We start from the raw sequence: 11,333 nt of genomic DNA, 5'->3' as shown, positions 1-11,333 counted from the left end.
GCGGGCCGTCGCGCACTAGAGGGGCTCATGCCACCGACCAGTGTACTGATCGTCGAGGACGAGCGGATCATCGCCCTGGGCATCCAGAAGCGCCTGATGAACATGGGGTACTCCGTGGCCGGCCTCGCCGCGAACGGGGCGGACGCCGTGCGGAAGGCGACGGACCTGCGCCCGAACCTCGTGCTCATGGACATCCGCCTCGAGGGGGACATGGACGGCATCGAGGCCGCGGCGCGCGTCCGCGGGCAGCTCGACCTGCCGGTCGTGTACCTGACGGCCAACTCCGACCCCGACACGCTGCGCCGGGCCAAGATCACCGAGCCCTACGGGTACGTCCTCAAGCCCTACGAGGACCGCGACCTGCAGACCGCGATCGAGATGGCCCTGTACAAGCACGAGATGGATCGCCGGCTGCGCGACAACGAGCGCTGGCTCGCGGCCACGCTCGGGAGCATCGGCGACGGTCTTATTGCGACCGACGAGATCGGCCGGGTCCGGTTCATGAACGGGCTCGCCGAGCAACTGACCGGGTGGCCCGCGGCCGCCGCGCAGGGGCGCCCGATCGCGGAGGTGTTCCCCGTCGTCTCCGAGCGGACCCGCGAACTGGTCGCCAACCCCGCCCTCGAAGCGCTGCGGACCCAACAGCCGGCTGCCATCACCGAGGGCTGCGTGCTGCTCCAGCGCACGGGCGGGGAGCTGCCGATCGACGACAGCGCCGCCCCGATCAGCGATTCCTACGGGCGCATCTCCGGCGCGGTCCTGGTGTTCCGCGACGTGACCGAGCGCAAGCGCCTCGAGGAGCACCTCCGGCAGGCGCAGAAGATGGAAGCCATCGGGCGGGATCGCGCACGACTTCAACAACATCATGACCGTGATCGGCGGGTTCAGCGAGCTGATCCTCTCCGGGGTGCTCCCCCCGGCCGAGGTGCGCGAGCACCTCCAGGAGGTGAAGGCCGCCAGCGAGCGCGCCGCGGCGCTCACCCGGCAGATCCTCGCGTTCAGCCGCAAACAGATCCTGCTCCCCTGCGCGCTCAATCTGAACGGCGTGCTCCGCGACGTCGGGGGCATGGTCCGCCGGCTGCTCGGCAGCCACATCGAGTTCGCAACCGACACCGACCCGCTCCTCGGGTCGGTGATGGCCGACCCGACGCAGCTCACCCAGGTGGTGATGAACCTGGCCCTGAACGCCCGCGACGCGATGCCGCGCGGGGGCCGGCTCACCGTTCGTACCACTGACCTGCGGCTCGACGAAGGGGCCGCGCCGCCGGTCCCGGGTCTGAAGCCGGGCCGGTACGCGGTCCTCGAAATGACCGACACCGGGACCGGGATGACCGACGAGGTGAAGAGCAAGGTCTTCGAGCCGTTCTTCACGACCAAGGGGAGCCACGGCACGGGTTTGGGCCTGTCGACCGTCTACGGCATCGTGCGCCAGTCCGGGGGCGACATCGATGTCGCCAGCACCGTCGGGCGCGGGTCGACGTTCCACGTGTACCTCCCCGTGATCGAACCGCTGCCCGATCGCGGGCCGGACGGGGCCGCGCGCCCGGACCGCGGGACTGAAACGATCCTGGTGGCGGACGACGATGCCGGGGTGCGGCGCGTCATTACCATGCTCCTGGCGCAAAAGGGGTACGCGGTCCTCGACGCCTCCTCCGGCCCCGAGGCTCTGGACCTAGCCCGCGCGCACCCCGGGCCGATTCACATGCTCCTCACCGACGTCGTGATGCCGGGGATGAGCGGCGGCGAGTTGGCCCAGGCCGTGGCCCCGCTGCGCCCGGGGATCAAAATCCTGTTCGTGTCCGGGTACTCGGAGGACGCGCTCGTGGAGCGCGGGCTCGCGGAGGCGACCGCGACCTTCCTTCACAAGCCGTTCACGGCCGAGGTGCTGACGCGGCTCGTTCGCGACCTCCTCGACCCGGGCGCGGTCTAAGGTTTCGCGCGAATTTCGGTCCGAGCGCAACGGGGCCGACTTTTTCATTTCTTGCGAAAGAACTTCTCGCGAAAATCGCCCGGCTTCTTCCCACGGCGGGGCGGTTCCGTTCTACAGGGCAAGTACGGAATTGTATTCGTTACAACCCGCGCCCCCGCGCGGGTCGTTCCGGACGGTGGAATCCGACTGCCGCCCATACCGTTTTTCGCCCGAGTTGCCCGTGCATTCCACGACGGTCTTTCCGAACACCGATCCGAGGTTCGTCCCGGAACCCGAACCGGCGCGCGCGGCGCCCGGGCCGGAGAACCAGCCGACGATGCGGGTTCCGGCGGCCCACCCCGCAATGGCCGAAGCGTTCCCGGCCGTGACGCCGCCGCCGCGGGGGCGCCTCGCGCCCCTCACGAGTTTGCCGTTCGGCGGCGCGCACCTGCCCGCCTCCGACTGGAGCTCGGAGTGGGACGACGGGGACGAGGCGCCCCCGGGCGCGCGCCGGCCCCCGCGCGTCGGGGACACGGTTCTCGGGTTCAAACTCGTGGGCGAGCTCGGGCGCGGGGCGTTCGCGCGGGTGTACCTCGCGCACCAGGAGGCCCTGGCGGACCGGCCCGTCGCGCTCAAAGTCACGCTGCGCCCGACGCGCGAGGCCGAGCGCCTCGCCCGGCTCCAGCACACGAACGTCGTGCCCGTGTACTCGGTCCACAACGACGGCCCCGTGCAGGTGCTCTGCATGCCGTACCTGGGCCGGGTCACGATCGCGGACCTGCTCCGGGTGTACCGGTCCGAAAACTCCGCGCGGGCGCCCGGCCGGAGGACCTCGACGACCCGGGCGGCGCGCACGACGGTCACCACCGACAGTAAGTCCAAATCGGTTCCGGCCTCCGACGGGCGCACCAGCGCCCCGCGCGTGCCCGTCTGGACCTGGGACTCCGAGGGGCCGCCGCCCATCGTGGGCGACCCGCGCGCGGTGGTGCAGGTGCTCGCGCAACTCGCCGAGGGCCTCGCGCACGCGCACGCACGCGGCATCCTGCACCTGGACCTGAAGCCCGCCAACGTGCTCCTCGCCGACACCGGCGAGCCCATGCTCCTCGACTTCAATTTGTCGTTCGACGCCGCGCGCCCGGACCGCGAACTCGTCGGCGGGACGATGCCGTACATGGCGATCGAGCAACTGCTCGACATGCGGAACCGCGGCGCGGGCGCGCTCGACCAGCGCACCGACCTGTACGCGCTCGGCGTGATGGCGTTCGAGATGCTCACCACCACCGTGCCGTTCGTGCCCACCCAGAAGGGCCTGCGCGACGTCGACGCGCAAGTCGCCGCGCGCCGCGCGGGTCCGCCGGCCGTCCGCGCGCTGAACCCGGCGGTGTCGCCCGCGGTCGAGGCCATCGTGCGGAAGCTCCTCGCCCCGGAACCCGCCGACCGGTACCAGAGCGCGGAACAGCTCCGGACCGACCTGGAGCACCACCTGAACGACCTGCCGCTCCGGTACGCGCGCGAAACCTCGGTCACCGAGCGGCTCGGCAAGTGGCGCCGGCGGAACCCCGGGCTGACCGTGCGCCTGATGGCGGCGGGGCTCATCGGGCTGGCGCTCGGGCTGGGGGGGATTCTGCACCAGCGCGCCGAAGCCACGGCCCGGACCGGGGCCGTCGAGCAGGCCCGCACCACGCGCGCCGCGCTCGACGCGGTGCGCCTCGACCTGATCCTGCCCGGCGACCCGACCGCCCGCGAGCGCGGGGCGAAGCGGGCCGAAGAACTGCTCGCGGCCTACGGGCTGCCCGGCGACGCGGACTGGCAGAAGCGGCCCGAGGTGAGTCGACTCACCGAGGCCGAGCGCGGCGTACTGAACGCGGACCTGGGCGAGCTGCTGATCCTGCTCGCGCAGGCCCGGTTGCAGAGCACCGAGGCGCGCCCGGAATCGGAGCGCCGGGAGCTCGCGGCGCGGGCCTGGAAGCTGAACCGCGCGGCGCGCACCTGCTTCGACGCGGGCGCGGTCCCCCCGCTCCTCGATCGGCAAGCGGCGCGCATTGCGCCGCTGGCCGGCGAAGCGCTCGGCGCCCCGGAGGACGTGCCCGACCCGGCGAAAGTGGCCGGCGGGCGCGCGGACTTTATCGAGGCCGCGTTCGGTCTGATGAGCGGGCGCTACGCCACCGCGATCCCGCTCCTCGACCGCACGATTTCCGACCGGCCGGACCACGGCGCGGCGCAGTTCTGCCTCGCGTACTGCCGCCAGCAACTCGGCCAGTACACCCGCGCCCTCGAGCGCTACGACGTGGCCCGCGTGCTGCTCCCCAAGGACCCGCGCCCGGCGCTCCAGCGCGGAGCGATCTACGGCACCTGCAAAAAGCCCGCGCTCGCCGAGGCCGAGTTCTCCAAAGCGATCGACCTCGATCCGAACTATGCGGAACCGTACCGCGCGCGCGGGTTGACGCGCTACCGGCTCGCGAAGTTCGACGAGATGCGCCCGGGCAAGGCCGCCGCGGCCCGCGCGAAACTGGAGGCCGCGGACAAGGACTACACGAGCGCGCTCGAGCGCGGCGCGTCCCCGCTCCACATTCACCTGCTCCGCGCCGCGGCCCGCGACGGGCGCGACCCGGTCGGCGCGAAGGCGGACCGCGGGGCCGCCAGCGAACTCACCGCGGCGACCGAAGCGGACTACCTCGTCCGCGGAACGGTGCGCATTAACACCGACCCGGCCGGCGCGCTCGCGGACTTCCGCAGTGCCACCGAACTCAACCCGCGGTCGCTGGTCGCGCTCCAGAACCAGGCCCACGTGCTGGCCGACAAAATGAAGGACAAGGACCTGGCGGGCGCGCTCGCGGCGGCGACCCGGGTCGTCGAGCTCTACCCGGAGTTCGCGATCGGGCGCTCGGGCCGGGCGGTCGTGCTCGCCCGCCTCGGGCGGCGCGAGGACGCGCACAAGGAGATGGAGCAGGCCCAGTTACTTTCCGACGACGCCGAAGTGACCTTCCAGGCCGCGTGCGTGTACTCGCTCACCTCGAAGACGAACCCGGGGGACAAGGCGAAGGCGCTCGAGTTCTTGCGCCAGGCCATCCGCGACGGGTACAGTAACCTCAACGGGTTGGGCACGGACCCGGACCTCGATCCGATTCGTAAGTCCCAAGAGTTCCAGGGAATCCGCACCGCGGCCGATAGCCTCATCAAGTAAGCTCTTCCCGCCCGACAAGCTCGACAAAAAAACGACCCCGACCAGATCCCTCTGGTCGGGGTCGTTCGCGTTTCAGGCCCGTTGCGCCGCCCGGATGGGAGGAGCGGCTCCGCGCCCGCGCGGGTTCACAATCACGGGATGAGCGGGATGTTGTAGATGCTGTTGTTCCCGAGCAGCGGATCGGTCGGGGGGGGCGGGGTGATCGGGGTGGTCGGGGTGGTTACGCCACCGCCGGTCGCGCCGCCCGCGTCGATGATGGTGACAATGACCGGCGGCGCGGGCGGTGCGACCGGCGGTGGCGCGTCGCCACCGATCGGGTCGAGGGCCGGGACGCTCGGGTTCTCGCGTTGCTCGAGTGCGAACACCGACAGACGGGCGCGGAAGCTCATGGAAACCTTTCTGCGTTGAGGGGGTGCCCAGAGGTCGTCTGGGGGGTGAGTTAACGGGAGCGAGTCAACTCACACGTGATTTTGTCGTGATCCAAATTCCTTGACTAGTGGAATTTCTACTTAGATACGAGTTTTCTCAAAGCAATGTTCATGGGTGAAAAGAGATTTCTGATCCCGATCCCAACCATTTTCTACTGCACCAGAAATCTCGGCACAGATATGATCCGAGATGATGAAAAAGTGGTTCCGCAATAGTCAGGTATTGCGCACTCAGGGCCGGGCGGAGACGGCCCCTGAAGTGGTAATTTTCTCGGCACCGCGCCGATTTCTGTTCTACCGCGGGCCGGTTCGTCGCGGTGCTCAGAATACGACGCGACCCGTAACGCGGCAAACTTCGGCCGGTGAGTTTCTGGCGCCGGGAATCGAATGACTTTGTGGCATCGGAAGTGACGTTGGTTCGATTTTCTGTTTGTGACGCGCGTAGCGATTGTGCGAGCGCTGAGAATGCTGCTTCTCGATTCCCCGCGCGTGCGTATCTTCAATCTCGCACTCGGTGCGAGGGGAACATGCGATTCCGGAAGGTGTTATTGGCTCTCACGATTGTCGCGCTCGCGGCACTAATTGCGGGCGGCGCGGCCCTGCGCTTTCTGCGCCCGAACTCGGCGCCGCCCGCGTGGGTGGACGAGTACGACGTGAGCGCCTCCGCGCCCGAAACCATCGCACCGGGCACGGTCATTGAACGCGCCGCGCCGGTCGGGTGGTCGCACCTCGTCATCAAGAGTTTGCCGCGCGTGAGACCGAGCGAGGTGGGGCGCGTGCCGAGCCTCCCGATCGTCGGGCGCGATCTCACCGTGCGCATGGTCGCGTGGATATTCACCGCGTTCACCGCGGACGTGGTTCGGGAGCACCAGGGCGCCCAGGCGCGGTACCGGCTCCGCGCGATCGGGCTCGGATTGGGCACGAACGCGAACGGGCGCGACGTGGTCATCACGTCAGAAACGGCGGAGCAACACGGCGCCGAGATGAACACGATCAAGCGGCAAGTTCTGGACACCGGGTACCGCATTCAGAAACGGGCACTGATCCCGGTTCACGGTCCGTCGTTTGCACTTCTGGACACGCCGGTCATTGCCCGATGTGGGGACAAGCACCGGACGATCCGGTACCGGTACGCGCTGCTCGTGGATACGAAAACCGGCGCGCTCGACGTGCTGCTCTGGCTCCTCGGGGGCGACGGCGGGGAGTGCGGCGACCCGACCCGCGCGGTGCGGATCGAACCGAACTGCATTGACGAGGCGGAGTTGGTGCCCGACCCCGACGAATTTAAGGGAAACATCCCCTCGGACCTGTCGTTCGCGGTGGACAAGTTGCCCCCGTTTCGGTTAGAGATGGCGGTCCCGCCCGAACTGCGCGGACTGGTCGGGAGGACCAAGTTCACGCCCGACGAAGCCCGCGCCCTCGAAGCCGGTTTGCGGCAGATGGCGGCCGGCCCGCGACCCTAATTTTCAGGAAGATTCTCCCATGAACGCGATACTCCTCGCTGCACTGGCGCTCGCCCCGGCGCAACCCGCGGCGGACAAACACGACGAGCAAAACCCGCTGTTCAAGCGCCTGATGGACCCGGGGCTCGACGTCGGCCCCAACGCGAAGGCCAAGTTCCCGGCGCCGACGATGGCCGACGGGCTGACCGCGGCGAAGCAGAAGGAGATTATCAAGTCGGTGATCGGCACCGACTACAGCTACGACGAGTTCGTTCGCGATTCCGTGGTGGCCCCGCAAATCCTGAAGATCGGCGACCTCGAATCGGGGGACAAGGCCGCGCCGGCACGGGCCGTGGACGTGTGGTTCGTCGTGTACGGCGATTTCAAGCAGTTGGAGGACGACAAGTTCCTCGACAAACTGGTGGGCGCGGGCAAGACGAGCGGGGGCGGGAAGGGCGGCCCGCTGGCCCCTGCCGACCTCGCCAAGCGGAAGATCGAGATCAAAAAGGGCGACGAGAAGCGCGAGGGCTACGGGACGGTGGAGTTCGACTTCCTGGAGAAGGTGCGCCTCACCGCGACCGGGCACGCGATGTGGAGCCGCAACGGGGAATCGGTCGTAGCGGCGGCGGAGATCGATCCGCGGTTCCGCGACGACAAGGAGTTCCCGAACCAGTGGCGCTCGATCACGAAGGCCGGCGGGCAGACGAAGGTCGGCGACGCGAACCCGTGGGGCGGGGCCGCGGTGTACCTGAAGGTCACCAAACTCGCGGAACCGGCCGGCGCGCTGTTCGTCGAGCAGCACATCGTGTTCGCCGAGCCGACCGGGTGGTTCGACGGGGCGAACCTGCTCCGCTCGAAGTTGCCCATCGCCGTGCAGGACAACGTCCGCACCATGCGGAAGCAGTTCAAAAAGTAGTGAGGGATGGTGAGTGAGGGGCAGAACGCAGAAGGCCGGAGGATCTAATGCCTCCGGCCTTCTGCGTTCTGCCCTCACTTCTTTTTCAGCGCGGCTTGTTGGGGCCGCCCCCACGCGGACCGTTGAGGAACGAATTGACCCGCTGCTTCAGCTTGCGGTGCGCGGAAGAGCTGCCGACGGAGAGCTGGAGCGCGTCGCGCACGTTCAGTCCCGGGTCGGGGAACGGCAGCTTCGCGAGCGCGGCGTCCACTTCGCCCTCGAGCGTGTACTTGGTGTCGTCCCCGACGTTCACCTCGATGCCCAGCGCGCGAAGGGACTCGAGGTCGCGGTAGAACCCGCGGACGTCCAGCTTGAGGCGCCGGAGGAGCGCGGCGCGGGTTTGGGGACCGTTGCGGAGCAGGGTGAGGAGGCGGTACAGGCGCGCCGCCCGGAGCGAGGTGAGTGAGACCGCGGAGGCGCCCACCTTCTTTTTCCCCATGAGTCGCCTCCGTCCTGGTGCGGGGCCGCCGTCCGTGCGTGCGCCGGGAGCGCCCGGCCGTGGACCCGCGGGTGCCCGCCCTTTGGGTGCCCGCAACGTGTGACCTCCCACGCCGAACCGTCGTGGTGATATGGGCATGATGGTAGACACGGCGCGCGGGGAAAGCAAGCGTTCGACGCGCGGACTCGCAAGAAATCGAGCGGATTGAGACTCGGCGCGAGCGTTTACCGGTTTAAGTGACAACCAGTTGTCACTCACTCGCGGACCGCGCCCAGCTTCGATCGGCGCTGGCGCGCGGAGTCTTGCTCCGCGCGCCGCTTCCACCTCTTGTCGAACGGGTTCTCGGGCACGGCGCCGCTACCTGTGGACCCGCGAGCGCCGGCGGATCAGTTCGTCCACGATGGTGCCGACCAGCAGCGTCACGCCGACGACCGCGGGGATCACGTCGCTCTTGTCGCCCCGGAAGTTGACGATGCTCTCGATGATCGGCAGCACCATCGCGCCGAGCACCATGCCGACCGCGGTGCCCTCGCCCCCGCGCAGGCTGCACCCGCCGAGCACGGCCCCGAGGATCGCGTAGAGTTCCCAGCCGAGGCCGGCGTTGTCGGACTGCACCGACGGGGAATTGAGAAACAGAAGTGTTCCCGCGAGCGCCGCGAGCGCCGAGCACGCGACGTACACCACCAGCCGGTGCCGGTTCACGTTCACCCCCGCGTACTTCGCGGCCAGTTCGCTGTGCCCGATCGCGTACCAGTAGCGCCCGTATGCGGTCCGGTGGAGGAAGAACCCGATCACCGCCGCGAGGACCAAAAGGAGGGCGAACTGCGCCGGGAACAGGAGCTCGCCGTCGGTCGGGGCTTTTCCGATGAGCACGTACCGGAGGGTGCGGAGCGCCGGGTCGAACTCGGGTTGCGCTTGGGCGACGCGGGACATGCTCACCGTGTCGCCGAGCAAGCGGGCCACCCCGCGGAAGATGAACATCCCGCACAGCGTGACGAGGAACGGCTGGAGCCGGAGCCGGGTAATGAGCAACCCGTTCACGAGGCCGACGCTCGCGCCGAACGCGACGACGATCGGTACCGCGAGGTACGGGTGCGTACCGCGGGTCGTTAGCAGCCCGAACAGGACCGCGCCGCACGCGACGACGGAACCGACGGACAGGTCGATGCCGCCGGTGATGATGACGAGTGCCGCGCCGAGGGTGATGAGGCCGTACTGACCCTGGTAGTTCGCCACGTCGATCAGGTTGCCGACCTCGCCGGCCTTGTCGTGTGAAGCGAACAGTGCGCCGTACAGTACCAACACCAGTCCCAGCACGCCCAGAATGCGCGTCATGTCGCTGTTCCCCCGGTCGCGAGTCGCATCACCGCTTCCTCCGTTAACTTTGTGCCCGCCAGTTCACCGGCCACGCGGCCCTCGTGCATCACCACCACGCGGTCGGACATGCCGAGCAGTTCTTCCATGTCGCTCGTAATCATCCACACCGCGACGCCCTTCCCGGCGAGCTCGTCGACCAGGGCGTAGATCTCGGCTTTCGCGCCGACGTCCACGCCCCGGGTCGGCTCGTCGAGGATGAGCACCTTCGGCCCGCGCGCGAGCCACTTGCCGTACACGACCTTCTGCTGGTTGCCGCCCGAGAGCAGCCCGACCGGTTGCGCCGCGCTCGGCGTCTTCACGCGGAGCCGGTCGATCCAGGTGCGGTGCAGTTGGCCCTCTTCGCGCCGGTTCACGCCGAGGAGGGAACCGAGTTTGTCGAGGTTCGGGAGGCTGAGGTTGAAGCCCACGCCCTCGGCCAGAACCAGTCCGTGCAGCCTGCGGTCCTCGGGCACGAGCAGGATGCCCGCGGCAATCGCGTCCCGGGGCGAGCGGACCGAGAGCGGTTTGTCGCCGAAGAAGAGTTCGCCCGCGACGAGCGCCCGCACGCCGAAAACGGCCTCCGAGAGTTCGGTGCGCCCGGCGCCGACCAGCCCCGCCATCCCCAGGATTTCGCCCGCGCGCACTTCAAAATTGGCCGGCGTGTCCGATCCACCCGCGAACCGCACCCCGCGCGCACTGAGCACCGCCGCGCCCCCGGTCCCGGTGCGGTGAACCTTCGGGTAAAACTGCTTCAGGTCGCGCCCGACCATGAAGCGCACCATGTTGTCGTGCGTGATCTCGGCTTTCGCCAGTTCACCGGCATTGCGCCCGTCGCGCAGCACGGTCACGCGGTCGGCAACGCGCTTCACTTCCGCGAGCCGGTGTGAGATGTACAGCACCGATACGCCCGCCGCTTTGAGCGCGTCGATGACCAAATACAGTTGCTCGGTTTCCTTCTGCGTGAGGCTCGACGTCGGTTCGTCCATGATGAGGACGCGGACGTCGGTGCCCAGCGCGCGGGCGATCTCAACGAGCTGCTTCTCGCCCGGTGGGAGACTCTCCACGCGCACGTGTGCTCGTGATTCGGGCAGGCCCACACGGGCCAGGAGCGCTGCGGCGCGCTCGTTCATCGCGCGCCGGTCGAGAACGCGGAGCGCCCCGGCGCGCGTGAGCTCGCGCCCGAGGAACAGGTTGTCCGTGACGGTGAGGTTTTCGGCGAGGTTGAGTTCCTGGTGGATGAGCGTGACGCCCGCGGCAATGGCTTCGGCCGGGCCGCGAAAGCGGATCGGCTCCCCGTCCAGTCGCACCTCACCGTCGTCCGGAATGTAAACACCCGCGACGATCTTCATGAGCGTGGACTTCCCGGCCCCGTTCTCGCCAACGACCGCGAGCACTTCGCCGGGAGCGAGAGTGAGTGAAACGCCGTCGAGTGCCAGGACGCCGGGGAACTGCTTGCGGGCGTTCGTGACTGTGATCCGGGGTGTGGGCATAAGAGTGTGCGGGAGGTGCGAGACCGGACGGGCGGACCGCGCCCACACGAGCGCCACTGGGCGCACTCGTGCGGGCACGATTCGTTAAGTGGTATCCCGAGCGGGTTCCCTACCGGGCGCCCGCTGCGCT

At 68.8% G+C, this 11,333-nt stretch carries 8 protein-coding genes and 1 pseudogene; 5 read left to right on the top strand and 4 right to left on the bottom strand.

What is annotated here, in order from left to right:
* Nucleotides 1-27 precede the first annotated feature (27 nt).
* The 3 genes and pseudogenes from J8F10_RS38705 to J8F10_RS11585 all read left to right on the top strand — a co-directional run.
* A pseudogene (locus J8F10_RS38705) lies at nucleotides 28-747 on the top strand (response regulator); the annotation flags it as partial.
* Nucleotides 748-865: 118 nt separating this feature from the next.
* On the top strand, nucleotides 866-1,930 hold the full coding sequence (locus J8F10_RS38700) for an ATP-binding protein (RefSeq protein WP_246523194.1): 1,065 nt from the start codon (nucleotides 866-868) through the stop codon (nucleotides 1,928-1,930).
* Between the two features lie 220 nt (nucleotides 1,931-2,150).
* A complete protein-coding gene (locus J8F10_RS11585) occupies nucleotides 2,151-5,093 on the top strand; it encodes a protein kinase domain-containing protein (protein WP_210653978.1) in 2,943 nt (980 codons plus the stop codon).
* Between the two features lie 131 nt (nucleotides 5,094-5,224).
* Here the strand turns inward: J8F10_RS11585 and J8F10_RS11580 are convergent, their stop codons facing one another.
* Complete coding sequence (locus J8F10_RS11580; RefSeq protein WP_210653977.1) at nucleotides 5,225-5,482, bottom strand: hypothetical protein; 258 nt, start codon at nucleotides 5,480-5,482, stop codon at nucleotides 5,225-5,227.
* A 566-nt stretch (nucleotides 5,483-6,048) separates the two neighbouring features.
* Between J8F10_RS11580 and J8F10_RS11575 the strand changes: the two genes are divergently transcribed.
* On the top strand, nucleotides 6,049-6,984 hold the full coding sequence (locus tag J8F10_RS11575) for a hypothetical protein (RefSeq protein ID WP_210653976.1): 936 nt from the start codon (nucleotides 6,049-6,051) through the stop codon (nucleotides 6,982-6,984).
* 19 nt (nucleotides 6,985-7,003) lie between these two features.
* The gene (locus J8F10_RS11570) at nucleotides 7,004-7,879 is read left to right on the top strand and encodes a hypothetical protein (protein ID WP_210653975.1); all 876 of its coding nucleotides are present in this window, start codon (nucleotides 7,004-7,006) and stop codon (nucleotides 7,877-7,879) included.
* Between the two features lie 85 nt (nucleotides 7,880-7,964).
* Here the strand turns inward: J8F10_RS11570 and J8F10_RS11565 are convergent, their stop codons facing one another.
* From J8F10_RS11565 to J8F10_RS11555, 3 genes are all read right to left on the bottom strand, one after another.
* On the bottom strand, nucleotides 7,965-8,357 hold the full coding sequence (locus J8F10_RS11565; protein ID WP_210653974.1) for a hypothetical protein: 393 nt from the start codon (nucleotides 8,355-8,357) through the stop codon (nucleotides 7,965-7,967).
* Between the two features lie 357 nt (nucleotides 8,358-8,714).
* Nucleotides 8,715-9,692, bottom strand: coding sequence for an ABC transporter permease (locus J8F10_RS11560; protein WP_210653973.1), 978 nt, complete (start codon nucleotides 9,690-9,692; stop codon nucleotides 8,715-8,717).
* Complete coding sequence (locus J8F10_RS11555) at nucleotides 9,689-11,203, bottom strand: sugar ABC transporter ATP-binding protein (protein WP_210653972.1); 1,515 nt, start codon at nucleotides 11,201-11,203, stop codon at nucleotides 9,689-9,691. The genes J8F10_RS11560 and J8F10_RS11555 overlap by 4 nt, the downstream gene beginning before the upstream one ends.
* Nucleotides 11,204-11,333: the final 130 nt, after the last annotated feature.

The sequence above is a fragment of the Gemmata palustris genome, from assembly GCF_017939745.1.
Classification (GTDB): domain Bacteria; phylum Planctomycetota; class Planctomycetia; order Gemmatales; family Gemmataceae; genus Gemmata; species Gemmata palustris.
Note: the sequence above shows the minus strand (reverse complement) of the source record. Positions and strands in the feature narration are given on the sequence as shown.

Excerpts from the sequence above, each read along its gene's own strand:
- J8F10_RS11560 (WP_210653973.1), bottom strand. The coding sequence starts at position 9,692 with ATGACGCGCATTCTGGGCGTGCTGGGACTGGTGTTGGTACTGTACGGC.
- J8F10_RS38700 (WP_246523194.1), top strand. The coding sequence starts at position 866 with ATGACCGTGATCGGCGGGTTCAGCGAGCTGATCCTCTCCGGGGTGCTC.
- J8F10_RS11580 (WP_210653977.1), bottom strand. The coding sequence starts at position 5,482 with ATGAGCTTCCGCGCCCGTCTGTCGGTGTTCGCACTCGAGCAACGCGAG.
- J8F10_RS11565 (WP_210653974.1), bottom strand. The coding sequence starts at position 8,357 with ATGGGGAAAAAGAAGGTGGGCGCCTCCGCGGTCTCACTCACCTCGCTC.
- J8F10_RS11555 (WP_210653972.1), bottom strand. The coding sequence starts at position 11,203 with ATGCCCACACCCCGGATCACAGTCACGAACGCCCGCAAGCAGTTCCCC.
- J8F10_RS11570 (WP_210653975.1), top strand. The coding sequence starts at position 7,004 with ATGAACGCGATACTCCTCGCTGCACTGGCGCTCGCCCCGGCGCAACCC.
- J8F10_RS11575 (WP_210653976.1), top strand. The coding sequence starts at position 6,049 with ATGCGATTCCGGAAGGTGTTATTGGCTCTCACGATTGTCGCGCTCGCG.